This window comes from Colwellia sp. TT2012, assembly GCF_001440345.1.
GTDB lineage: Bacteria > Pseudomonadota > Gammaproteobacteria > Enterobacterales > Alteromonadaceae > Colwellia.
Map to the genome: position 1 here is coordinate 1 of NZ_LJYX01000014.1, position 24,695 is coordinate 24,695.

Annotated in this window: 28 protein-coding genes and 2 pseudogenes; 4 read left to right on the top strand and 26 right to left on the bottom strand. The window is 37.0% G+C overall.

Annotation, left to right across the window (positions count from 1 at the left end; all coding sequences use genetic code 11):
- Positions 1-206: 206 nt before the first annotated feature.
- From ASU03_RS07970 to ASU03_RS08020, 12 genes and pseudogenes are all read right to left on the bottom strand, one after another.
- The gene (locus ASU03_RS07970; protein WP_057831342.1) at positions 207-668 is read right to left on the bottom strand and encodes a lysozyme inhibitor LprI family protein; all 462 of its coding nucleotides are present in this window, start codon (positions 666-668) and stop codon (positions 207-209) included.
- A gap of 861 nt (positions 669-1,529) precedes the next feature.
- On the bottom strand, positions 1,530-1,934 hold the full coding sequence (locus tag ASU03_RS07975; protein WP_057831430.1) for a GNAT family N-acetyltransferase: 405 nt from the start codon (positions 1,932-1,934) through the stop codon (positions 1,530-1,532).
- Positions 1,935-2,761: 827 nt separating this feature from the next.
- Positions 2,762-3,793, bottom strand: coding sequence for a hypothetical protein (locus ASU03_RS07980; protein WP_057831343.1), 1,032 nt, complete (start codon positions 3,791-3,793; stop codon positions 2,762-2,764).
- 1,182 nt (positions 3,794-4,975) lie between these two features.
- Positions 4,976-5,413, bottom strand: coding sequence for a lysozyme inhibitor LprI family protein (locus ASU03_RS07985; RefSeq protein ID WP_057831344.1), 438 nt, complete (start codon positions 5,411-5,413; stop codon positions 4,976-4,978).
- A gap of 114 nt (positions 5,414-5,527) precedes the next feature.
- Complete coding sequence (locus ASU03_RS07990; RefSeq protein WP_057831345.1) at positions 5,528-6,070, bottom strand: hypothetical protein; 543 nt, start codon at positions 6,068-6,070, stop codon at positions 5,528-5,530.
- A 116-nt stretch (positions 6,071-6,186) separates the two neighbouring features.
- Positions 6,187-6,504: a DUF2834 domain-containing protein gene (locus ASU03_RS07995; protein ID WP_057831346.1), complete on the bottom strand. Its 318-nt coding sequence runs from the start codon at positions 6,502-6,504 to the stop codon at positions 6,187-6,189.
- Positions 6,505-7,016: 512 nt separating this feature from the next.
- The gene (locus ASU03_RS08000) at positions 7,017-7,298 is read right to left on the bottom strand and encodes a hypothetical protein (protein WP_157465859.1); all 282 of its coding nucleotides are present in this window, start codon (positions 7,296-7,298) and stop codon (positions 7,017-7,019) included.
- Positions 7,299-7,647: 349 nt separating this feature from the next.
- Positions 7,648-7,980: pseudogene (locus ASU03_RS20675) on the bottom strand (IS66 family transposase); the annotation flags it as partial.
- 18 nt (positions 7,981-7,998) lie between these two features.
- A complete protein-coding gene (gene tnpB, locus ASU03_RS08005) occupies positions 7,999-8,175 on the bottom strand; it encodes an IS66 family insertion sequence element accessory protein TnpB (RefSeq protein ID WP_082627211.1) in 177 nt (58 codons plus the stop codon).
- Entirely contained in the window at positions 8,175-8,333 is a 159-nt protein-coding gene (locus ASU03_RS21430) for a hypothetical protein (RefSeq protein ID WP_231731533.1), read from the bottom strand. Before ASU03_RS21430 ends, tnpB begins: the two co-directional genes overlap by 1 nt.
- Positions 8,334-9,029: 696 nt before the next feature.
- Positions 9,030-9,362 carry a YggL family protein gene (locus tag ASU03_RS08015; RefSeq protein ID WP_057831348.1) on the bottom strand — a complete coding sequence of 111 codons (333 nt, stop codon included), beginning with the start codon at positions 9,360-9,362 and terminating at the stop codon, positions 9,030-9,032.
- A gap of 509 nt (positions 9,363-9,871) precedes the next feature.
- A complete protein-coding gene (locus ASU03_RS08020; RefSeq protein WP_019025898.1) occupies positions 9,872-10,102 on the bottom strand; it encodes a glutaredoxin family protein in 231 nt (76 codons plus the stop codon).
- 554 nt (positions 10,103-10,656) lie between these two features.
- On the opposite strand from ASU03_RS08020, the gene ASU03_RS08025 reads away from it, so the two are divergent.
- Entirely contained in the window at positions 10,657-11,016 is a 360-nt protein-coding gene (locus ASU03_RS08025) for a hypothetical protein (RefSeq protein WP_157465860.1), read from the top strand.
- A gap of 260 nt (positions 11,017-11,276) precedes the next feature.
- Here the strand turns inward: ASU03_RS08025 and ASU03_RS21900 are convergent, their stop codons facing one another.
- The gene (locus ASU03_RS21900) at positions 11,277-11,570 is read right to left on the bottom strand and encodes a hypothetical protein (RefSeq protein ID WP_057831350.1); all 294 of its coding nucleotides are present in this window, start codon (positions 11,568-11,570) and stop codon (positions 11,277-11,279) included.
- A 49-nt stretch (positions 11,571-11,619) separates the two neighbouring features.
- Between ASU03_RS21900 and ASU03_RS08035 the strand changes: the two genes are divergently transcribed.
- Positions 11,620-12,366, top strand: coding sequence for a tRNA (adenine(22)-N(1))-methyltransferase (locus tag ASU03_RS08035; protein ID WP_082627212.1), 747 nt, complete (start codon positions 11,620-11,622; stop codon positions 12,364-12,366).
- Between the two features lie 113 nt (positions 12,367-12,479).
- On the opposite strand, the gene ASU03_RS08040 is transcribed toward ASU03_RS08035, so the two are convergent.
- A complete protein-coding gene (locus ASU03_RS08040; RefSeq protein WP_197411222.1) occupies positions 12,480-12,920 on the bottom strand; it encodes a hypothetical protein in 441 nt (146 codons plus the stop codon).
- A 215-nt stretch (positions 12,921-13,135) separates the two neighbouring features.
- Here ASU03_RS08040 and ASU03_RS08045 point away from each other — a divergent pair, with 215 nt between their 5' ends.
- Entirely contained in the window at positions 13,136-13,387 is a 252-nt protein-coding gene (locus tag ASU03_RS08045) for an ATP-binding protein (RefSeq protein WP_057831352.1), read from the top strand.
- Between the two features lie 225 nt (positions 13,388-13,612).
- On the opposite strand, the gene ASU03_RS08050 is transcribed toward ASU03_RS08045, so the two are convergent.
- The 3 genes from ASU03_RS08050 to ASU03_RS08060 form a co-directional block, all read right to left on the bottom strand.
- A complete protein-coding gene (locus ASU03_RS08050) occupies positions 13,613-15,547 on the bottom strand; it encodes a putative bifunctional diguanylate cyclase/phosphodiesterase (RefSeq protein ID WP_057831353.1) in 1,935 nt (644 codons plus the stop codon).
- Positions 15,548-15,692: 145 nt separating this feature from the next.
- Positions 15,693-17,012 (bottom strand): type II toxin-antitoxin system HipA family toxin, encoded by a 1,320-nt coding sequence (locus ASU03_RS08055; RefSeq protein ID WP_057831354.1) that lies wholly within the window; start codon positions 17,010-17,012, stop codon positions 15,693-15,695.
- Positions 17,006-17,359 (bottom strand): helix-turn-helix domain-containing protein, encoded by a 354-nt coding sequence (locus ASU03_RS08060; RefSeq protein WP_057831355.1) that lies wholly within the window; start codon positions 17,357-17,359, stop codon positions 17,006-17,008. The genes ASU03_RS08055 and ASU03_RS08060 overlap by 7 nt, the downstream gene beginning before the upstream one ends.
- Positions 17,360-17,720: 361 nt before the next feature.
- Here ASU03_RS08060 and ASU03_RS08065 point away from each other — a divergent pair, with 361 nt between their 5' ends.
- On the top strand, positions 17,721-18,776 hold the full coding sequence (locus tag ASU03_RS08065; protein WP_057831356.1) for a GGDEF domain-containing protein: 1,056 nt from the start codon (positions 17,721-17,723) through the stop codon (positions 18,774-18,776).
- Between the two features lie 82 nt (positions 18,777-18,858).
- On the opposite strand, the gene ASU03_RS08070 is transcribed toward ASU03_RS08065, so the two are convergent.
- The 9 genes and pseudogenes from ASU03_RS08070 to ASU03_RS19830 all read right to left on the bottom strand — a co-directional run.
- A complete protein-coding gene (locus ASU03_RS08070) occupies positions 18,859-19,263 on the bottom strand; it encodes a hypothetical protein (RefSeq protein ID WP_057831357.1) in 405 nt (134 codons plus the stop codon).
- Between the two features lie 309 nt (positions 19,264-19,572).
- Positions 19,573-19,863, bottom strand: coding sequence for a DUF3817 domain-containing protein (locus ASU03_RS08075; protein WP_057831358.1), 291 nt, complete (start codon positions 19,861-19,863; stop codon positions 19,573-19,575).
- Positions 19,864-20,099: 236 nt separating this feature from the next.
- Positions 20,100-20,492 carry a 2-amino-4-hydroxy-6-hydroxymethyldihydropteridine diphosphokinase gene (gene folK / locus ASU03_RS08080; protein WP_057831359.1) on the bottom strand — a complete coding sequence of 131 codons (393 nt, stop codon included), beginning with the start codon at positions 20,490-20,492 and terminating at the stop codon, positions 20,100-20,102.
- Positions 20,492-20,842, bottom strand: a complete 351-nt coding sequence (locus ASU03_RS08085; protein ID WP_057831360.1) for a dihydroneopterin aldolase — start codon at positions 20,840-20,842, stop codon at positions 20,492-20,494. The genes folK and ASU03_RS08085 overlap by 1 nt, the downstream gene beginning before the upstream one ends.
- Positions 20,815-21,612, bottom strand: coding sequence for an SDR family NAD(P)-dependent oxidoreductase (locus tag ASU03_RS08090; RefSeq protein WP_057831361.1), 798 nt, complete (start codon positions 21,610-21,612; stop codon positions 20,815-20,817). Before ASU03_RS08090 ends, ASU03_RS08085 begins: the two co-directional genes overlap by 28 nt.
- Positions 21,612-22,154 carry a GTP cyclohydrolase I FolE gene (gene folE / locus ASU03_RS08095; RefSeq protein WP_057831362.1) on the bottom strand — a complete coding sequence of 181 codons (543 nt, stop codon included), beginning with the start codon at positions 22,152-22,154 and terminating at the stop codon, positions 21,612-21,614. Before folE ends, ASU03_RS08090 begins: the two co-directional genes overlap by 1 nt.
- 474 nt (positions 22,155-22,628) lie before the next feature.
- Entirely contained in the window at positions 22,629-22,853 is a 225-nt protein-coding gene (locus ASU03_RS08100) for a hypothetical protein (RefSeq protein ID WP_057831363.1), read from the bottom strand.
- Between the two features lie 450 nt (positions 22,854-23,303).
- A complete protein-coding gene (locus ASU03_RS08105; RefSeq protein ID WP_057831364.1) occupies positions 23,304-24,368 on the bottom strand; it encodes a branched-chain amino acid aminotransferase in 1,065 nt (354 codons plus the stop codon).
- A 54-nt stretch (positions 24,369-24,422) separates the two neighbouring features.
- Positions 24,423-24,545 (bottom strand): annotated as a pseudogene (locus ASU03_RS19830) (acyl-CoA dehydrogenase family protein); the annotation flags it as partial.
- Positions 24,546-24,695: the final 150 nt, after the last annotated feature.

Below are 24,695 nucleotides of genomic sequence, written 5' to 3' on the forward strand. Positions count from 1 at the left end.
GCAGTTTGAGCCACTAAGATGAAGCTAGGTCCTGGGCTCATTACACCCAATAATAGAAAAAGGAGTATAGGTAAAATAAAAATATATTCGTGCATAATTATGGGGACCTCTGTATTACCCTAACGCCCAATTAACGGGCTAAAAATTGTGGGTTAAACTTGAGCGAAGCGAATAGCCCGCTGTTTTTAGTCCTGTTGAATTGCTTGTTATGTGCCTGTACCACCCAACTTAATCTCTTTACATCCCCATGTTTCATGATTTAATTTCTTCAATTCGATTACCAAACTTTGTAGCCCAACAGTTTCGCATTTCCCCTCTGCTTCAGAATGCATTTGTCCACAACTAGCAGGGGAAGTAACACCAACACAGAACACTTCCATATTACATTTTGCTGATTCGTAAGCTAAAAATGACTTTTGATAAGCAATAAATGTGTTCATATATTCCTTAGATGGACAGGTTTCGTCACGTCCCGCTATCTTTCTAGCGGATTCTTCATCTTCACGTTTTTCACGAACAGATTTATTGATTTGCTCAAGATCATATTCTGCATCCATATAAGCACAATTTCTTTGCTGATATGGTTTCAAGTTGGGTTGTGAGCAATCAGTATCCGCTGATGCAAAACAGCTAGCCAGAGTACCTATAATAAATATATACATTTTCATTTTTAATCACCTTGAATATAAATTGCACACCGAATTTTTAGGGCACATAACGCTTACATAAGCGGAAAATTAAAGTTGGCTAAAATGTTTGAGGAACGAAAAACAGCCAACTGTAATTTTTCCGTTTGATGTTCTTGTTAGTTGCTTGTTGTTAAAAGCACAAAGCTAACAACAAGTTACCATATTTATGGGATGGGAGGAAGACGCCAAAAACACTTAGCACCACGACTCACCAAACAATGATTTTTGAGCCAAACAATACTGCCTGAACTAGCTAATGGCTTTACCGAAAAGTATCTTAAAAAGCGTAAAGCCTATTAGCGAATATAACCAAACTTCTCTGGCGAAAACTGAGGCGTAACCCACCAAGTTAATTTAGAAAACACCGCTCTTACACATTAATATTGGGCTGATTTCGTGGTGCCAACTAACGCCCAAATAACGGGCTAAGTAATACTTGCTAAAATGTGAAACGAAGTGGAACCGAGCAAGTGTTACGTGTCCCTGTTGATTTGCTTGTTAGTTGCAACATACTTTCACCAAGTACAACAATAACTTAAACGCACCGTAATGAAAATACCAAACCGTGAATTTGAGCCATTACACTCACTATTTAGAGCGAATAGTTACGCTAATACACCTTTCAGAAACGTGATAAAAGTGACTAACTTATTCGCGGTAAAGCACCAAACAGTGAATTGGTGAAACTGAATTATTTAGCACTTATACGATCTTTTTTATTAGCCAACTAACGCCCACTTAAGCGGACAAAAATAGTTGGTTAAAATGTGAAGCGAAGCGGAACCTAACCAACTGTTTTTGTTCCGTTTGAAGTGCTTGTTATATGCCGATTTTAATTAACTATAAAACGACTTTCATTTTAAAATAGGAGACATCAGCTTTATAAAAGCGTTCCCCATATGACTGCATGCCAAAACGTTGATAGAAACTTAAAGCTGATTCTCTAGCATCGCACCAGAAAACTGTTACATCAGTTTTTTTGAGTGAATCAAGAATAGATTTCAACATGATTGAGCCTATTCCTTGGTTTTGATAATTAGCTTTAGTCGCAAATTTACGCAAGCGAGCTTTATCTGCTTTTATATATACGGAAGCAACACAAACAAGTTCCTTATTATCAAAAGCACCAAAGTGCAAAGCATCCTCATCACCTTCGACATGGCAATATTCAGGTGATTTTGTTGGCCATAGAACAGAATGACGAAGTGGGATTGTTTGCCCCCAGGAAATACTACGAATATCCATAAAAGTTTGCAGTGCCTCCATAGGCATATAACGCTTACATAAGCGGAAAATTATAGTTGGCTAAAATTTTGAGGAACGAAAAACAGCCAACTGTAATTTTTCCGTTTGATGTTCTTGTTAGTTGCTGGTTGTTAAAAGCACAAAGCTAACAACAAGTTACCATATTTATGGGATGGGAGGAAGACGCCAAAAACACCTAGCACCACGACTCACCAAACAATGATTTTTGAGCCAAACAATACTGCCTGAACTAGCTAATGGTTTTACCGCAAAGTATCTTAAAAAGCGTAAAGCCTATTAGCGGTCATAACCAAACTTCTCTGGCGAAAACTGAGGCGTAACCCACCAAGTTAATTTAGAAAACACCGCTCTTACACATTAATATTGGGCTGATTTAGTGGTGCCAACTAACGCCCAATTAACGGGCTAAGTAATAGTTGGCCATAATTGTGAACGTAGTGAGCGCGGCCAACTGTTGCGTGTCACGTTGAATTGCTTGTTATATGCAACGCTGGTAGAACCAAACTTTGCACTAACTTAAAGGCACTGTAATACATAATTAGGCTGTGAATTTTTACGCTACTCACAACTTTTCGAATAAACTTAATAGCGTTGCCACCTTTGAAAAAGGTAAAAGAGGCAATGCTTATTAGTGATTAAACTGAACCAGATTTAGCGTAAAACTAAAAAGATTGTCTTGCTCTAACACTCAGGTTTTAACCGCATATAACGCCGTTTTAAGCGGCAAATTGCAGTTGGCTAAAATAAGTGAGGCACGAACAAAAAGCCAACTGTAATTTGTCCGACTTGAAAACCCTTGTTATGTGCTATCTAACTGGTACCAAATAAAATGCCTTGCTTTCATGATCTTCTATTACTCTTCCTTCCACTTCCATCGCAGTCAACTGGACTAGTAAACTAAAAAACTCCTGTCCATCAGTATCAGATTTACCATCAAGTAAATAGAAGTCTAAAAATGATTTGCAGCCCTTAAAGGCTTTTTTGAGATCAGGACCTTTAATTTTTGGTTTTTCAATTACCCAATCCTGTATGGAGCTTACGGTGATTATTTTTGAACAGTTATTCGCATCAATGAAGTCTCTCCCTCTCTCAATTTTATCAAGATTGAGGTTGAGATCTTTAGTCGCGATACAAGCAAAGTCAGTTACATATTTTGCATCATAATCTATTTCCCCAATATAATCATTAGGCTCGGTTTTTACTATTTCAAGGGCATAGTTTGTAAAATGAACATTCCATCCTTTATTTATCAGGTGAATTTTTATGGATTCAAAGTGCTTCTTAGTGAAACTAGGTCTAGATTTTGTGTAAAAAAGAAGCTGATTAGAATTATATTCTTTGAAGGGGGCTTTTAACTTCATTAATTCTAGTTCTTCTTTATACGTTTTTTGAAGAATATTTTCTGCGACTACAAAGTAATCTTCACGTTCAAAAACACTACTCCTCAATTCATCATCATAGCCGGAGCTAGAACCTGTTGCATATTCGAGGGTAAATTCATCAGTCCAACCTTTTATCGTCAAACTATCTGAACGTGAATCATCAAGAATTGCTAAGCAAAGAAAAGAGTGCTTTTGTATCAATTTCCACAGAGATGCAGGGGTGCTATTTAACATTTGGCTACCAATCGCTATGCAGCTGATTTCTGGGTAATCACAATTTATTGAATGAATATTCAATAAATCTTCACTCCAACCAGAAAAAGGCTTTAATATTGTCTTTGGTATTGACTCATCAGGCGCTTCACTATGCTTAAAACTATTCAGTAGTTTGGTAATGTTATTAAACATACGTTTATTGTTAACATTTATCTTTAATCGCAATGTAGTTTCAGACACGAAATGCCTCCTTAGTTATATTACCCTCCGAACAATGCACTGGCACATAACGCCCAATTAACGGGCTAAGTAATAGTTGGCCATACTTGTGAACGGAGTGAACGCGGCCAACTGTTGCGTGTCCTGTTGAATTGCTTGTTAGATGCAATACTGGTAAAACCAAGCGATACAATAACTTAAAGGCACTGTAATACATAATTAAGCTGTGAATTTTTACGCTACTCACAACTGATTGAATAAACTTAATAGCGTTGCCACCTTTGAAAAAGGTAAAAGAGGCAATGCTTATTAGTGATTAAACTGAACCTGATTTAGCGTAAAACTAAAAAGATTGTCTTGCTCTAATACTCAGGTTTTAACCGCATATAACGCCCAATTAACGGGCTAAGTAATAGTTGGCCATACTTGTGAACGGAGTGAACGCGGCCAACTGTTGCGTGTCCTGTTGAATTGCTTGTTAGATGCAATACTGGTAAAACCAAGCGATACAATAACTTAAAGGCACAGTTAAATAATCATTAGCCTCTATTTTGAGCCACATAAATAACCGATTTAGAACGAATGGTTGTGCAGTAAACGATAATTAAACCGAATGACAGTGTAAACCTATTCGTGATTAAACATAAAAACCTGATTTGGCGAAACGCAAAGGTTTTGCCCTAAAGCTAAGTTTTAAAAACATATAACGCCCAATTAACGGGCTAAGTAATAGTTGGCCATACTTGTGAACGGAGTGAACGCGGCCAACTGTTGCGTGTCCTGTTGAATTGCTTGTTAGTTGTTGGGATTAAAAGCTCTACGCTAACAACAAGTTACCATAGCATACTGCGTAAATTAATAATAAAGAATACCCGTACCGCTACAACATAAAGCCTGACTTTTGAGCCACGCAAGTACCCGTTTAGAAGCGAACGCATTAAACCTTCAATTGACAAATGAGGTTGAATTTCGCTGGTTAAAGAGCAAAAGTTAATGGCGAAAACTCACCTAAAACACAGACCAAACCTATTTATAAAACACCGCTTTTGCAATAAAACTTCACTTGTTTAGCGGTACAACTAACGCCCTATTAACAGGCAAAAAATTGTTTGCTAAAATGTTGAGGAACGAAAACAGCAAACTGTTTTTTGTCCTTGTTTAATAGCTTGTTATGTATCGCTTTCCACCACTGCTTAGGGTTACTTATTTTACACAGCCCGCACAATCAGTATCTATATAATCCAGATATTTAGAGCGATTTACACGAAGCTCGTCCATACAAATATTAAATAATTCACCATATACTTTATAAGGCTTCGAGTATGACTCAGAGGCTTTAGCCTCAAATTGACACTGTAAATTAGAAAATTCTTCCCATTTAGTTTGTGCGTTAATAAGCTCTTTTTTATCGCGAGTTAATTTGGAAAGTAAATTGTTATAACTACTATCTAATTTATTTTTTGTTAAATTTTTAAAGTGTTCTTGGCAAACACCTAACATAGGGTTGCTAGTTCCCAAGTTCCAACATTCATTAATATTTTCTGCCTTAAAATTATAAGAGCCATCAACATATACATAAGGATCTGCTTTACATAATGGTGTAAATACTAATATTAGAGATACAAAGGCTAAATTTTTCATCTTACTCCTTAAGATACATAACGCCCACTTAAGCGGACAAAAATAGTTGGTTATAATGTGTAGCGAAGCGGAACCTAACCAACTGTTTTTGTTCCGTTTTAAGTGCTTGTTAGTTTAAAAAACTGTGAATGCAAAATTGGTATTCTCAATGGGTTTCGTTTTAATACAATTAGGTCCTAATTGAACCTCATATTCATCCGCATAACTATTTACAAGGTTTTCTAAGTCTTCCTGTGGTAAAGCTTGATGTATACCCAAAGACCACATAGTTCGAATGTCGTCCTCTGAACCTTTGACTAAACTAATTTTACATGCATCTTTCATCATGCCATTAATGCAAGATGCGGCACTTTTATTTTGTTTGATTTCAATAGCTATATATTGATCTAACTTAGCACCCCTTTTACGCACTAAGAAATCAATGGCCATATATTTCTGTTTTTTTGAAGAGCGCATATCCATTGAGTATTGAAATTCACGAATCCACTCACCCACGGCTATGTGCTGTTCAAGGAACATAGCAAACTCGACTTGAAGCCAAATTTCCCAACCTGAAATATCTTTACTCTCAATTAAAGACATACGCTGAACAATGTACTCTTGAGTAAAGAACTCAGTTGCAAGCTCTACGACAAATTTAAAATCCCTTTTTATCATGAAACACCTATATTGATAATTAAACTAACGCCCAATTAACGGGCTAAGTAATAGTTGGCCATAATTGTGAACGGAGTGAGCGCGGCCAACTGTTGCGTGTCACGTTGAATTGCTTGTTATGTAACGTTATTCGCGTGTTTTTCATTGGCATACAAATATGCCGGTAACGCACACGATAACCCTACGGTACAACTTAATATAAAGAATAGAAAAGGCCTGGGAGCTGTTGGGTTTTTAGAGCGTTGAAAAATAAAAAACCAAAACGCGACAGTTGCTAATAATACATCTGCGGTAAACCCACTTGCAGCTTTACTACCAAATAATTCCATTATAAATAAAGAAAAGTTTAACCCTTCAACTTGTATAAATTGAAAATAGAAAATGTACGGAATGATTGCACCAACGATTGCTAAAAATAGATAAATCCGTTTCATTAAAACTCCATAGATGATTAAGTTACATAACGCTTACATAAGCGGAAAATTATAGTTGGCTAAAATGTTTGAGGAACGAAAAACAGCCAACTGTAATTTTTCCGTTTGATGTTCTTGTTAGTTGCTGGTTGGTAAAAGAATAAAGCTAACAACAAGTTACCATATTTATGGGATGGGAGGAAGACGCCAAAAACACCTAGCACCACGACTCGCCAAACCAAGAATTTTGAGCCAAGCAATACTGCCTGAACTAGCTAATGGCTTTACCGCAAAGTATCTTAAAAAGCGTAAAGCCTATTAGCGATCATAACCAAACTTCTCTGGCGAAAACTGAGGTGTAACCCACCAAATTAATTTAGAAAACACCGCTCTTACACATTAATATGGGGCTGATTTCGTGGTGCCAACTAACGCCCAAATAACAGGCTAAGTAATAGTTGGCTAAAATGTGCAGCGAAGCGAAACGCAGCCAACTGTTGCGTGTCCTTGTTGATTTGCCTTGTTATGTGTAATTATTGTTTAACACCACAAGATTCAGTAAAAGCCACCCATTTTTTTGCAATGGATTCGCCTGAAGCTCCAGCTATAAATGAGTAACCATGTCCACGTATTTCAGTTTTCACTAAATCGTGAATAGCTGAAACCTCATGAGTTTTATGTAACAACGCATACATTTCAGCAGCGAAAGCTAAATGCTTAGTTAAAATAGGTCGATCATTGGCATTACCATCATTAGCTAGTGCTTCTGACATTGCGCATACATATTCTGTTAATTTAACTAATGCTTCATCCATACTCATTTACACATAACAGCTTAATAGAGAGAATAATTCCGTATTTAAACACGGACTTTTTCCATCTATCATGATATTTAATTCATACTAAAATACTCTCTTTCATATTTAATATCAAAGACTTTAATAAAATTTTAACTTTTTCATTATTGCGTGCATTACGGAAATATTCCGTCTATCAAAGACACATTTACAATCCCAGCCACACTGTATATAAACACAGTCGTTAAATATTTATTTTACTATGTCCGAATCTTCATTTTTAAATAGCATCGGTGAATTTATGATCACACGTAGATTTGCTAAAAGGACTATTTCATACCTTTCATAAGCGTATGGGGATCGGCACCTAGCCGCGCTCAACGTTCCATGGTAACAACGGTTCAAGGTTGTTTGGTTGCTCAGCAACATGCTGCAAGCATCTTGAGATATAGTCATGCACGACTTGGCCATTAGCCTTAGCCGTTTCAACGAGACTATAGAGAATAGCACTCGCATGAGCGCCATTGCATGTATTTGAAAAAAGTCATGCCTTGCGCGCGATCACAAACGGTTTTATTGCCCGCTCTGCTCGATTGTTATCAATCGAGAGTCTGCCATCTTCAAGGTAGCGTTGGAATTTATCGAACTGATTTAAACTGTAGCTTATTGCTTCGCCCAATTTGCTTTTAGGCGGGATTTTATCTTTGTGCTTTATCAGTCAATACAATATTTGCAGTTTGTCTTTGGTATTATTACAAAAAACAAATAAAGCGCCCGTATAGGCATCACGGTTTAGATCATCTTCAACCAGTGCAGCGAGGCCATTTGTTGCTTTACGAAAATCAACAAAATCTCGATGAAGAAAAACCGCTGAAGGGTCAACAAATATCTTCATTAAATAAGCTCGCGTAATAACTGGCTTAAGTAGGTAACTGGAGTTGATGCAGGTAAACTGACATTTGACTTGCCCACTGTGACGGTTATGACCGCTTGCTCTTCAACGAGTTCGATCTGTTGTGTTATTTTAGCGCGAACAAAGTTACCTGACGACAAGCTGAGTTTCGTTCTGAGGGCATAAAAGCTCTAAGTTGATAATTGCTGCTGTTGGCAATAATCAATAATGGTTAAGCCGCTGGTTTGTTGATCTTCAATGATGGTTTTCAATTGTTCATGGTTACGCGAAAGTCTCATGCTTATCTCCTAAATTAAGTAGAGGAGATAATGTATATGAGAAAAAACGCTATAGGCAGGTGCCGTTCGCTATACGCTTACAGTGTTTTGGGTAGTAATAATGATTTACCTCTAAATTTTTTCATTATCTTACATCAGCTTATTGTTTAAAAAATAGGCTCAAGGTTAATTTCGAGGGGATGGGCGAAAAACCCCTATAGCAATGGGATACAGCGGATCACGGTATCATTTAAATAAACTTAAATGTACGTTAAACAGTTGATTAAACAACCAAAACACTTCAATAACTAGAAAATAGCTAGTTAAAACCCTGTTTGAAGTGCCCTACTACTATTCTTGGTTATTCAGCTGCTTTGAAACTTAAAGTATTGTTTTTCCATTTTTGAGTGTAATGTCCACAAGCAGCACAAACTTTTGCTGCTTCTAAAAGAGTTTTCTACACATATTACAATGCATAATTCTCTCGCGAAAACTAACCCCCTAATAAAGGGAAAAAAATTGTGGGCTAAAATGTTGAGGAACGAAACAGCAAACTGGTTGAGTCCCACTAACTATGGCTTATATGCCATAGTTAGCATCGACAAGTTCACCAATATTAAACTCTGAAACGGTATTTTGGTCTTTCAACCAATTAGAGATGCTTGTTATGTCTGATTCAGTGACTGAACCATAGCGCTCATGGGAAGAAATAAAGCCGGCAAAGGAAGTCAGATCACCACCACCACCAATACACAAGTTTAGGGTGTTAACATAAACAAAAAAGTCATCCATTACTGTTGCTAATTCGGATTCATCCTTACAGGTTAAATTACAATCTAATTCAACCCCCATTACAGTAAATTCATCCAAATAAAGCTTTTTTCTTAATCTACGAGATTTTTGAGAGTGCATAATTTTTCCTTGACATATAACGCTTACATAAGCTGAAAATTATAGTTAACTAAAATGTTTGAGGAATGATCTTACACCACTTTCGTAGACACTTTACTAATTTTTTAAAATTAGATGTTAGGGGCGGAAAGTACCACCGAGCAGACATTAGCTAATAAGTATCCGACACAGTTTTGGATTAGATTTTGTATCGATAGCACGTTGTTAAGCGGCCAACTGTTACGTGTCCGTTTGAGCAACTTAGAGTTTTTGGTTAGTCAAAATCTCATAGCTTGTTATTAAATTAAAAGGCTTATCTAGTTCTTTAATAAGGTCTATTTCTTTACGCAAAGCAAAATCGATTTTATCATATTTTGCCTTTGATTTTAAAGCCAAAATACATGTAAAGATATTAATTCATCACTACTATTTAAAATATCTGTATAATTAGTTGATGATAAACGCAATAGTATAGACGCTTTATAGTACTCCAGTCGCTCATTGTTTGCTAAATTAGATAATTCTGCTTCTTAATCTGCGGCATAGAGTTTCTTAAAATTTTCTAGATTCCAGCCAATCATTACTTCATTACCAATTTTAAGGGCTGGTACAGAGCGAGCCCCTATAGCGTCAAGCTCTTTTCTACCGCGCTGCATTTTCGCATTTGTTAATCTGTATTTAATGCCATTATCATCCAAGTATTTTTGAGCTTCACGGCAATGGGGGCATTTATCTGAAATATATAAAACAACGCGTTTCATCACTAACCTTTACATAACTGTTAAAGACTACTATTTTACTGAATTCTCAAACAAAAAAAAAGATGAATTAACTGAACTTTCGATTATATACAAAGAAAATTAAGATACTCTAGTAAACCAATGCGGTCAAAGCATTTGAAGTAGTCGTTTTGGCTTTGATTTAATAGTTTCAGGTTAGAGCTGCCAACGGCAGCAATGAGCTTGCAACGACCGTTAGCTATAACGATGTTGTAACTTCCGCTAAGCGCACATATTGTCCTTACATTGTTATTGGTTAGTACCGCTTTTTACAGAACCCCAAGTAAAATCATCTTTGACATTCTGGCAGACGACTAACTAAAGATAAAAGGCGGTAATGTTATTGTTCGAATCAGAGTTGAGACTGAAAAGTGTTTAAAAGGGAATTTTTAACTCGAAGCCCCTCATGAAAAACAATACCCATATCGTATCACTAGTGACAATTTCTCTCATGCTACGACAAGAGATAAATGCTAAATTGTTAGAGTTAAATGCGAAATAGAATGATTAAAGTACCAGTATTAGCATGCCTTACTATGATAATCTCCGCCTGCACCAGTCTAATGGATGATGCTCAAGATAAACCGATAACCAAACATGCTGGTTGGTTTTACGGTGAATGCTTGGTGATTAACATGCCAAACTTGCCTAAAGGTACGTTAGTGACATTAGTGGATGCGGAAGGCACGGGAAATAGGTTTCGCTCCGAGATAATTGCTCCCACTAAAAATCCCAATAAGTGTCTGCCTCTTCATGAGGAAACATCAGGTGGCAATCATTTTTACTTAATCTCTAAACCAGAAGAAGGTCAGTTTGATACTACCTTTACTTATGGAATAGCAGTAGTACTTGAAAAAATAGTCGTTCACTGTCGATATCTGCAATACTCGATTTGAATAATGATGGTCAAATTGATTCATTTTCTGTCTGCGCTGCGTCAGAAGGTATTAACTTTGATATATGGAGCTCTACTCCATACAAGAGTATAAACCTTTGGAATGGCTATTATTACTTGGGTTACGGTATTGAATCTGATTGCCCCGAGCGGTAAGGTTTATGTTAAATTCTCAGTTAACTCAATAAAACTATCGATTACTATTAATACATAATCCAAGGGGATTTATGATTATCCATTTCTGCTAATCTTTGCTCCGATCTACCGGCTAAATTGACCATGATTAAGATAATAAAGCACTTGCTTGATAACTTTATTATTTTTCATCATAAACGGATGTGTTACTGGTAAAGAGATATGATCTCTCATGCCATCAAGCTTGGTATTTTCGACCGATACCTTGCCGTCATCTGGATTCGGCAGCATAGTAGAAAGAATCAAGTTGATGCTATAGACATTTTCAGCAGAGGGAATCACCGAAAAATCAAAGTCTGTATTTTTTGCCCTACTGCTTCTTACTATTTTTAGTCTCTTTTGAAGTGCTTGTTGGTTCATCGACTTCGCTATACAATAACGACATTTTAACCGTCTAAAAGCTTTACTCTTGAAACACAGCCTAAAATTAAGTAACCGATTACAGAAAATTGAAAAAATGGTGACCTCACAGTACGACCATATTTGGGATTGTTGCTGTGATCATGGTTTGCTTGGCAGCGCTTTATTGTCACGCCAAGCTGCCACTACTATTCATTTTGTTGATATTGTGCCTGAGCTAATGGCTGAAGTAGAAAATAAGCTGCAGCGTTTTTACTCAAATAAACACTCAAATTCATCTTCAAGTTGGCGAACTCATTGTCTCGATGTGACAAGACTTCCTTTAGCGTCATTCCAAGGAAAACAGCTAATTATTATTGCCGGAGTTGGCGGTGACTTGATGATCAAGTTTATTGAGGCTATTTATCAAGCGCACAAAAACTTAACTATTGATTTTTTACTGTGCCCGGTTCATCACCAATATCCATTACGTAGCAAATTAATCGAATTAGATTTTAGTTTGAAAGACGAGAGGTTAGTGGAAGATAATCAACGTTTCTATGAAATATTATTGGTTTCATCGGCAAGTACAGCAGATAGAAAAGTAAGTCCGGTTGGTGATATAATTTGGCAGTCACAATTAACTACAGACTTATCTTTACCCTCGGATGAACACTCAATAAAATACGCACTCACTCAAGCTGAAATAGCGGATAAATACTTAAAAAAAACCCTGAATCATTACCAACGTATACAGCAAGGAAAGACTAACGACGTGCAACATATCATTGACGCTTATCGTGCTGTAGTTTTGTAATTTTGTAATTTTGGTTCGGTCGTTTTTTATTGGAAACGTTACTACTGCTATTTCTTATATAACGCTAGGACATGTGTACTTAATAAAATGTTCATCGATATAACAGCAGGTTGTTAGCTGGAAGTTGCACACAAAAGTTCTATATGTTCCGTATAACCATGCTCACTATAATTACTTGCATAGGAATTCATAAAACCATGTAAGTATTTAACGATTTCACTTTTTACATGTTTTTTTGTTGAAAGGCTAGCTTGTAATTCTACAACATCAAAATGAGGTTCACTTGCAGGAAAAAACAAATTTATTTTAAAACGTGGTTCAATTTTGGTGAAATTTCTTATTTGTGAACTGTAGTAGCAAAAAGCTTGGTTAATGAAATTATGATCCTTAATTTCAGACAGCCGCCAAACAACTGCAGCGCCAACACTAAAATCTATTAGAGTTACGGGAGGTTCAATTGACTCTATTACCTTTAATAAAATAGCAAGGTAGTTATCAAGTCCAACATTTTTAACAAAATATGAGTAGGCATCACCTTCATTATTAAAGCTCATATTTTGAAAAAGCATGTGCTACGAGTTAACAGTAACGTTTGAGCCTTTTGCTATTTATCATCGCGAGCCGCAAAAAACAATACCGTTTAGATATTACCACTGAGAAATGGTTAACCATAGTAGTTTAATTTCGGGATTTTCTCATGAAATTAGTGCACCCGCAGGCAATGCGCTTACGGCAATGACTGCTGCTGAAGATAAACTTATCGTCTTGAATGAAAAATTATCTAGCCGAAGTTAGCAAGGCGATGAAACGTTTATTAGGTTCGCATCAACTGTTCATTCAAAGTGAGAACTTAAACCTTGAAGCAAATAAAGAAATATTGTGGCAAATATTCTTTAATCTTATCGAAAATTCAATAATACATGGTTTTGAAAATATCAATGAAGGGACTATCCATATTAATATTGTTGCCGATGAGGATGAATTGATTATAAATTACCAAGATAGTGGTTGTGGCATTTAGTAGAAAAGTTCTCTAAAATATTTGAGCCCTTTTATACCTCAATACGAAGAAAAAAAGTTTAGGCTTAGGCCTTTGTATTATCAGTAATTTAATTAATCACAATCTTCAGGGGTGCATTAGGCTAATAGATCCCCCTATTGGGGTTAGGTTCGAAATTATTTTGCCTCATTATATCGACCTTAGTAGTTGATTATTTTTCTAATAAATTACAGCTATTATTTGGCTCTAAGCTGCATTAATTTGTGGCGGCCAGCGGCATGTTCCTGTTTGTGCCATATGATTCATCCCCTGTTTAAAAATTTTGTCTCCGATATAGTTAGAACGTTGCGGCCTACTAATTAGGTAACCTTGAATATGTTTCAAGCCTAAAGTTTTTAACAACTCTAGTTGCTCTTTATTTTCAATACCTTCAGCAACCAGTTTTAATTCAAGATTTAAAGCCATATCGACAATCGATTGTAATATTTTCTTGTATTTAATATTATGTGTCGCTTCGGCAATAAAGAGCTTATCAATTTTTAATACATCTACAGGTAAATGAGCTAAGACAGATAATGAACTAAAGCCAGTACCAAAATCATCGATTGCAATCATTACGCCATCGGCTCGCAGTTTCTCTAGCTCATTAATCAATTGATCTGATGCTTCAATAAAACAGCTTTCAGTAATTTCCAACATTAATGAATGTGCCGGCAAGCCCGCTTTAGCAAGACTTCCTATAACCCAATTATACAAAGGTTTATGTTTAAGTTGAATAGGTGAAACGTTCACTGAAATTCGCACATTTTTCATTCCTGCGTTATACCAAGCAGCCATTTGGCGACAAGCTTCATCGAGGATCCAATCTCCTAAATCGAGTATTAGATTAGATTTTTCTGCAATGATAATAAATTCATCGGGTCCAATAGTGCCTTCAACGGGATGCTGCCAACGTACTAAAGCTTCAAAATAACTAATACCAAAATCATCAATGTCAATTATCGGCTGAAAGGTTAAGAAGAAATTAGATGAGTCTATCGCCTTACGCATTTCATCAAGCAAATAATGATAACGGCGTAATTTAGCGCCCATTTCAGCGGTGTAAATACGGAAAACACCACGACCTTCCGTTTTAGCACGATACATAGCAACATCGGCCATTTGTATTAAAGCGTAAGGGGTAGCGGCACTATCAGGATATATAGCAATACCGATACTGGCACTAATTTTGATGGTTTTATTGCCTAAAATAAAATCTCTTTCTAATTCTTGTAGTATATCCATTGCTACACTGATGGAGTGTTCAGGGTTCTCTAACTCTTTAATAAATAAAGTGAATTCATCACCACCTAAACGGGATAAGTTGTATTCAAGGGCATTACTATCTTGCTTAAAGCTGAGGTTTTTTCGTCGTACTACAGACCTTAATCGTTCAGCTACTTGGATTAACACCTCGTCGCCAAAGGAGTGACCGTAAGAGTCATTTACCGACTTAAAGCCATCAAGATCAATAAAGAGTAAACCACTTTTTGTTCCTGTTTCATTGGTTAGTGTTAACTGCTTTTTTATATGATCTAAAAAATGATATCGATCAACAAGCTTAGTTAGTTTGTCACAGAAACTATGTTGCTCTGCCTTAAGCTGATATTCATTGCTAATTTGTTGTAAAAAATCTAAAGAATGATTTAAAGCATTTAGATCCGCTGCGCTTTGATGGCCATCGCTAGTTAAATTATAGCTTTTAATGATACGGTCAACTTTACGACAAAGCGGTGCAATTTCTTTACTGACTTTGTTTCGGTAATAATAGGCATTAATCACCACAGTGGTCAGTGCGATAATTAATAACGCAGCAAAAGGGATAGCCATATCAATGAATGAAGCTAATAAATGCTCTTCAAATGAGTGTATGTTAACTTGAGTTTGCTGTTGCCCTGAGATAATAAAAATTTCATCTCGATATAAATAGCCTTGCGGGTTTAACAGTACCGTTGTTATTAACTTATCAAAATTACTCAGGGTAACCAGTTCAGTTTTATCAACCGTTATAAAGCCCTTTTGATTCAATAAGCTAGCGCTATTTTTTGCCATTGATGCAAGTAATAAAACATAGGTTAATAATAAAAACACTGACATGAAAAGTGCATTTGACTTCCACGTACCTGTTTTAATCTGCGCCATTAGCATCCCTCATAAAAAATACAATACATATTGTAACTATTAGTAACATTTAGCAACAATATAAGTAAAAAAAGATCTTTTTACTTTTGCTACAGCCATCCCATTATTTCAATTGCAGTGGTTATCTGATAAATTCGCCCAATTCCTATAAGAAAAGCCTCAGATTTTGGCTTACTTCTTTTATCAGTGAGTCTGGTACTGCTTGCTCGCAGGCGTATTTATTCCAGTATGATACCACTTCGATGGTCTGGTTTAACACCTCATCTATCCTTCGTTTGCTAAAGATGGGGCTCAATTTTTCAAAGCTGTAGAAATCATCTCTAGTGAAGTTATCTTGTTTTCCGTTTAGTGTCATCCAATGTTTACTTACCCAATGACTATCGGGTTTGTAGCTATAGGCTAAATCGTAAGCTGGGGCTAATTGCCATTTATGTTCTTTATCTAATATAAAAGCAAAGTTCTTCGCATGATCATCGTGATTTCGAGCGATTACATTAAAGACCATGCGTTTAAATAGCTGCATGGCATCGTCTGGACTCAGCAGCAATTTTCTTGCTGTGTTAAATAGCTCCGCATAAGAGTATGAGCCTATTTGTTTGTAGCTTATGTGCTCAAGGCCGTTTAATGTTTGTACATGTATCTTGTCATTGCCGTTGCGATCAAACCTCTCGGTGATAAAATGTCTACGTTTTCCTTCATTGAGCAAATGGCATGGCATCATATCGATACCACATTCTTTAGCTAATAAATGGTAGGTATATTCCATCGCGCCATAACCCATAGGGTCGCCAAAGGTTTCTTGATTTTTGTTGTGTTCGCTAACGCCGTCAAATTTCATCAGGTAATGGCTAAAACCCTTTGGCGCATCAGTTTGACCTGAACGCACTTCGCTGAAATCGTTATTGAAGGCTAGCACCGCTTTTGGTCTAGCACCACCTGCGCTCATGCCTACCGACATAAGAGACATCATTGCTTCTTTGTTTTCTTGACCATTATTGGCTAGATTGGCGTGAAATTGTTGACGTTTGTCTAATACCTCTTGTGCGATAGTAAGGAGAGATTCAATGTGTATTGGCTGGGAAGCATTAAGATTTTTTCTTTTGGTCGCGGGTGAATAAGTTAAGGCTCCCATACCGCGCATGCCGGTATATTGTAGTCGTTGTAAAGGCGTGATATCACTTGTTGATTGACCTTGGCTAGCTATCCATGCATTCATTACGGCATTACCAAAATCGTCGGGGAGAGAATCGGCGATAAGTCCTGGTAGTCCTTTAAAAGTAGCGTGGTCTATCTGGGGAAAGGTGTAAATCTTTTTCGCTAGCGGCATTTTGATGGGTGATAGTTCAATGCCGGTTTTGATAAAACTAGGGTAGTATTCAAACGCTCCCATTTGGGTATCGCTGTTGTAGCTGACTGCGCCTACGTCGTATCCTTGGTACTTAACCTTTATTACCTCGGTTACCATGTGGCAGTGTCCTTACTTTGGCTGCTATTTTTGCTCTTGCGGTCCGTTTTGCTCGGGCTAGTTGCTCTTTTACGTTCTTTACCTTGTAGTTTAATGAGCTGAACGGGAGATATTTCTTGTTTGGGGATAAAGGAATTGAGCTGCTCTGTCATTTCAAGCGCGATGAGAATAGCTATCATGGACTCAAGTGTTGATTTTCCTTTTTCGCTATTGGTTACTGCTTTAAGAGATAAACCGGCTTTTTGAGCTAATGTTTTTTGGGTGAGGTTGGCATTGAGTCGAGCGGTTTTAATTCGCTCGCCCAGTTCGCCCGCAATGGCATACGCTGTTAATTGGTCAAAAGACATAATGTACCCTAAAAGATGTTTTATTGGAGATATACCTAAATACAACCCTTAAAGGGAGTATTACACAGCATAAAAAAATAATCAATGGTAACAACGTACAAGTCTTTAAGGGATGATTGACGCCTTATGTGCACAGTAAGCCCCCTTAAAGGATTGTTTAGAGGAGTACTTACAAACGACTTGACCACCTAACTTAACAGAAGCGTGAACTTAATGAACTTAACAGACAGCCACTCAAAATTTTCAATAAAAAAAGCATAAACAACAAAATACGATAATTGTACATGTTGGTTTGTTTGTATAGGCTAACATGGTAAATTGAGGCCATCATAGGTTTAACTCACTAGAAAGATTGATTTTATTGAATACACCACCTGAAATAGATGACCTTAAAAGCAAAAACATCACTCAACCGCATGTTGTTGCCATATTTGCTTTAGTGGGTATGTTAATTACACCGGTCATGGCTATTATTGCGTTTTATAACCATAATAACCTGCTAGCCGCCGTTTTAATTATGGCTAGCTTTATTTACTTTATCGGCTATTACATTTACAAAAAGTTCCAAAATACCGCCTTAAGTTCAGTAATAATCCTTTATTCACTGTATTTATTAATGTTTTATCTTGTCTATACTGGCGGTGTTGCCAACTCTGGGCCTTTATGGATTTTTATGGTGGCACCGGTGTCATTATTTATTCATGGCTTCAAACGAGGTCTATTGGAGATTTTCATATTCATCACTATTGTCGGTTTCATCATGTTTATGCCGACAGAAATTATCGCTCATCCTACATACAACACAGAATTTAAATTACGTTTAATCTACTCTTTTTTAACGGTAACCTTTCTATCCGCTTTATATGAATATTCACGCCAGCAGTCTTTTAAACACATTTTAGAGTTGACTAAAGAATACCGGAAACTCGCGTACTTTGACCCCCTAACACATTTATCTAATCGGCGTGATGCATTAAGAATTTTAACACGTGAACAAGCCAGAATGTTGCGTACTCAACAGCCATTGTCAGTTGTATTATGTGATATTGACCATTTTAAGAAAGTTAATGACAACTACGGCCACAATGCTGGTGACGCAGTTTTAGTAGAGCTGGCAAACATATTCTCCGATAACATAAGAAAACAAGATTGTGTTGCTCGTTGGGGAGGTGAAGAATTTTTATTTATTTTTCCACAAACATCCGCAAAAAACGCCTATATCATTACCGATAAAATTAAGCAGAAGATGCAAGATCATTTGATTCATTATCAGGGTAATAAAATCAAAGTGACTTTTAGTATGGGCATTGAAGAACTGCATAGCCATCAAAATATTGATGAGGTTATCAACCGTGCTGACAAATACCTATATCAAGCGAAAAACTCAGGAAGAAACCAAATATATCCTAAGTTTTAATTTAACTATTTATTAATGAATAAAATTTAGTGCCCCCTCCCTTTAGTCAGTTAGCGGTTAGAGAGAATTTAAAGTCACAGCACTATTGTAGGTGTATTAAACCGGTTGCAACATTTTCAAAACCATGGCAAATATATTCTTGGTTTGGCCGTTTTTTCTTGGCCATTTTGTGAAAATGCTCATAGCCCACTGAAAAGGCAAAGGGATTGGCGTTGTAATCGGCATAGGCCTGATCGCTGCCGTTCTTAGCCTCTCTAATACCAGCAGCGAAAGAACTTAAGAAATCATCACGGTTGTTGATCAAAATGGTTATGTCACCACGGCCGTCATCCACAAGCTCTAGTGCACCCAATTCAATGTACTTATCAACTACGACAGGATTGAAAGCACCACGGTATTGTTCAGTTTCCATATCATATGAAACGGAAGAATCATCTGTTGCTTCCATAAATGAGACAAATAACTCTCTTACTTTTTTTGAAATCACGCACTCTTCCTTACTTAACCCATCTTCAGGGAATTAATCAACTTAGGCTATTTTATATTAAAACTCGGACTTATAGGACTTTTACTGCTCGGTTAAACATAAAGACTTGCCAACATCGACAAAAGATTTGCTTGCCTTATTAACTATCAAACTCATAATAATAACTATAGGTTAATAAAAATCTGTGGCCAATTTTACTGACCACTGCACAGTTTATTATGTCGGCACATAACTGGCTTAAATCTAACCATAAAAAAAGCCCTTAAAGGGCTTTTAAAATTTCAACGTGTGAAGCACTTATCTTCGGCGTTATACCTCAGCTAGTTTTTTATATCCCAAAAATCTACTGAGGAATATTTCGACGCCAATAAAAGCAAAAGGAACAATTGAGGCAATAAATAACGACAATAAAATGCCAAATGACCACTGTTGCTTCTTAGCAACTATCAGAGATAAGAAGAGGTAAATCATGAATAACACACCATGAAGCATACCTAATTGAGAAACATAATCTCGGCTGACAAAACCAAGGGTAACGCTTAATAGAATTAAGAAAGATAAGCCTTCTAACATACTGATGATACGAAAACACTTGAGCATTATTATTACCGGTAAAACAAAAGCGCATTATCCTGTCCTATGAGGATGGCGTCAAACTTATAAGCAGAGCTAACCGCATGAGCTACAATTTATTACATATAGCGGCTCAACATAACCCTAGGTAGTTTAACTGTAAGCCTTTACTTATATGCTATAAAGCTTTACAGGACTGCAATATCGTCTGCCAGAACAGCGTTTTAAATTGTCCTTTATGCATAACAGTGCCATTGCAGAAATTAGCTACTTTTTCTTGCCTGATTATCTACCAGTTCGTCCACTGATTTTTTAACAAAATCGTATTGATGGTAATCGTCATCTACAATGTCGTGGTCTATTTTTACTATGTCTAAGTCAATGGTACGCGGGCCATTTTTATTGTTGCTCCGTACTCGCCCCAATTGTGCTTCTATGGCTTTTAAATGGTTTTTCATCTCAGTAACATTGAGCGAACAATAAAATGAAAAGGCAGTATTAATAAAGTCTGCCTGTTCGGTAAAGCCTACAGCTTTGGTGCATAATAATGTGGCTATATTTACCTGTGAGTCGATTTTTTTAATCTGCTCAAACGCTTGTTGAATATGTTTTTCAGCTTCAATATTTGAGCCAACCCCGACAATATAAAATGGCATTAGGCAAAACGTTCCGCCGTAACAGAGACACTTTTTGCGTAGCGTAAGGCTCCTGGCTTAGCAATTTTTATCTTGGCGTGTAAGGCGCCATCAAACGATAGAATCAACTCTAAGAGTATGCCCAGTAACCGTTCAATGGTGTTATAACTGGAATTCAACACTACCGATAAAATCTCTTTATTGACCGTGCGATAATTAACACAATCGGCTATATCATCAGACATCATCGCCTTAGATATGTCGGTATCAATCCAGTAATCAATGATGAGTTTTTGTTTATTTTCACGTTCTTCATCGGTAATGCCGAGAATGGCATAAATTTCTAGTTTTTCAACATATATGGTGGACATTGTAAGTGACTCCCTCCGTCTATTTGCAGTGTTTGTCCCGTGATAGAATGATTTTTTGATAAAAATTCAATGGCTGAAAATAAATCAGCTAACGGCACTTTTCGTTGTAAAATATTGATGTCTTTGGTCGCCAATTGAGCACTACTTTTGCTACTCAACGGACTACTAATCTGGGTACTTACCTCGGTATCAGCAACCGTTGCTTCTAAGACAAACCCCGGTGCGATAGCATTAACCCGCACATGGGGCGCACATTCTATTGCCGCCAATTCAGTTAAGGTTTCTTGGGCTTTTTTTGAAATGAAATAAGCCGCTTTACTGGTGTAAAGGTGTGACAAATTGGCATCGGAAATATTAATAATTTGGCACGGTTTGTTTTGTTTTATAGCCTGTTTTACCAAGGCCTGAATTAATAACCAGGGACTGGTAAGGTGAATATTAAGGTTGCTTTGAATTTGCGCTAAAGACGAAGTAAGTAATGAGCCTTGTTCAAACACTGAAGCATTATTTATCAATAGTTCAATATGAGGCACCTGCTTAAGAAGTTCCTCAAAGCGTTGTTCAATGGTCGCCGGCTCATTTAAATTGGCCTGCCATAAGAACACCTCAATATTAAATGCTTCTAATTGCGTTTTTAAGGCTAATGCTTCGGTTTCAGCTTGATGATAATGCAGGACAATATTCTTGCCACTTTTGGCAAACTCTTGATTGAGATAGGCGCCGATACGCTTTGCCCCGCCGGTGACTAATACCCAAGGTTTATTGTTCATCAATCTCTAATCAACTGTAAAAATTCAGCGCGAGTGTCTTTGCATTTCAAAAAGGAACCGAGCATACAGGAGGTTTTCATTTCGGAGTTTTGTTTTTCAACACCACGCATACGCATACACAAATGAGAGGCAGATATGACCACACCAACTCCCTTAGCATCAGTAACCGCCATGATCGCGTGGGCAATCTCCTGGGTTAAATTTTCCTGAATTTGCAAACGACGGGCGTACATATCAACAATACGTGCTATTTTAGATAGTCCTAATACTTTGCCGTTGGGGATATAGCCAATGTGACAGCGACCAGTAAAAGGTAACATATGGTGTTCACACAATGAATATAATTCAATGTTATTAACAACGACCATAGAATCACAATCTGAGTTGAATAAAGCACCGTTAATCACGGAGTTTAAATCTTGCTCATAGCCTTGAGTTAGAAATTTCAACGCCTTTGCGGCGCGTTTAGGTGTATCTAACAAACCTTCACGTTGTGGGTCTTCACCTATTTGCTCAATAATCGATTTAAATTCTTGTTCCACTTTTTTAATACCTATTTAATTTGTTAACTTGATAGGGCATGTTTACACATGCTGTTTGTACACATCGTTGGATTACAACTATATACCCTTCATCATTCAAAGTGCTCGATTTCAGTAGGAATTAAAAGGGCTTTAGGCAAGGGAAATAATGTAAGCATAGTCACTCTATGGTTTGATTATTTAACGCGGTATAAAGTCATTTTAAACCCATCAAAGAAGCGTTTGAGCAACATCACTTCATCGTTACTGTAACTCATAATGACGCTACATGGATGGAACTGATTAGAGAATGCAGGAGCAATTATCCTGAGTATATTCTCCTGAACAACCATTATTTCATCACAGCGCCTTGAATTGAAATTGCTCAACCACTCTGAAACATGCATTTTGAATGGTAACGGGTATATACCCACGTTCATGGGCAACCTTAGTTAGTAATATCGAGCAATAAAAAACGTCTGTATATACAAATCATTAAAAATTAGCACTCGCCCAGTGACTTAGCTCTTCAATGGGTTTAGGAAAACCTAGCGTATAGACAAAGCGATTTTCTGTATCATCAAAAACACTATTTCCTACACCAAGCAAAACGAAACCATCGACTAACAGAGCACTTGCATCTTTGGCACATTCTGTTTCAATAACCCTGGTAACTTGCAGCAATATCTCTTGTGAGCTAGTGATTTCTGAGTTGTTCATGATAACTCCTAAACTTATAACTGTTATTATGTAAACGATTTAGTCATTCCATCTACATACCTACTTATTAACTTACCCTAAAGCCCTTAAATTTCAAGTTCTTATTTTAATTAAATGGAACTGTTTAACCTGAGGATTGAATATTTTGGTAAACGCTAGGTAATTACCCCTGAAACAAATGACCGTGAGTGCTAGTATATTGAATTCTAGCGGTTATTTTTATCATCCTAAGCGAGTACACTTTAAACTGTAAAATAAACGGACATATTACAATCAGTATTGAAGGTTTCATAAATATCACAGACAGAAGACTTTACTGAAAATTTTTAATATCAGTCATTCAGACCAAAGCCAGCTATCAATCAAAGTTGAATGTTGAAGTGAAATAGCTGACTTTACTTTTACTTAGGTGTTCTTTAATTTTGTCTGTTGTAGGGCCTTGCTAATAACTTAAAGAGACTCTATCCAGCCAAACTTGTCTTCACGGGTACCATATTGAATACCGGTTAATTCATCATAAAGAGCCTTAGCCACTGGACCGGTTTGATTATCATTAATAACAAAATCTTTACCTTTAAAGCCCAGCTTACCCACGGGAGAAATTACCGCGGCGGTGCCACAACCAAAAACTTCAGTTATTTTGCCACTTTTAATATCTTGTAAAACTGTTTCAATATCTAAATACATCTCAGTTATCTCATAACCCAGTGTTGGTGCAATTTTTAAAATAGAATCACGGGTTATACCGGGTAAAATACTGCCACTTAGCTCTGGTGTATAAATATGCTTACCTTCGTAAACGAAACAGATATTCATTGCGCCTACTTCTTCAATATATTTACCTTCAATCGCATCAAGCCATAAAACTTGCGAATAGCCCTGTTTTTTAACTTCTTCAGAGGCATAAAGACTGGCAGCATAATTGCCGCCGGTTTTTGCTTCACCGACGCCACCCTTAACGGCTCTTCTAAGTTCGTCAGCAACATAAACAGAAATAGGTGTTAAGCCACCAGCAAAATAACTACCTGCAGGGCCGGTAATGATAAAGTGGCAATAACTAGCGCTTGCGCCTAAACCGAGTTTGGGCGTGGTCGCAATCATTGTTGGTCGTATATATAATGACGCGCCTTGTTCATTTGGCACCCAAGCTTGGTCTAATAGTACCAAAGATTTTATTGCGTCAAGATGAAGCGCTTCATCAACTTTAGGCATTACCATACGCTCCGCAGAGCGATTAAAGCGCTTAATATTGTCTAGTGGACGGAACAAGTTTATACCGCCATCAGGTTTACGATAGGCTTTCAGCCCTTCAAATATTTCCTGACTATAGTGAAAAACTGCTGCGGATGGATCCAAAGATAAAGCGTGATAAGGGCTGATAAGCGCATCATGCCAGCCTTTGCCTTCATCAAATTCTTGGGTGAACATGTGATCAGAAAATGTTGCGCCAAAACTGTATTCTTTTGGACAAGAATTACGTTCTGCCGGTGCCAGTGCTTTTATTTCTATAGACATAGTTTTTCCTTTACGGTATCCGTTTTTAGTATTTTAATTTTGGATAGTTAACTTTTAGATTACTTGAGCATAAATGTCTCTGACGATGATTACTCGCTGAATTTCACTCGTGCTTTCATATATTGTGGTGATTCTAACATCACGTGCTGGTCGTGCTAAAGGATATTCTTTAATATATCCAGCACCACCTTATAATTGTAATGCGATATAACCGCCACCATCCGCTTGTTATGAGGAAAATAATAGTGTTTTTGATTACCTTATTCGGGTTGAAAAATATTTTTAGCCTGCAACGTCAATGATCACGGAAATTTTTGTCATTATAAT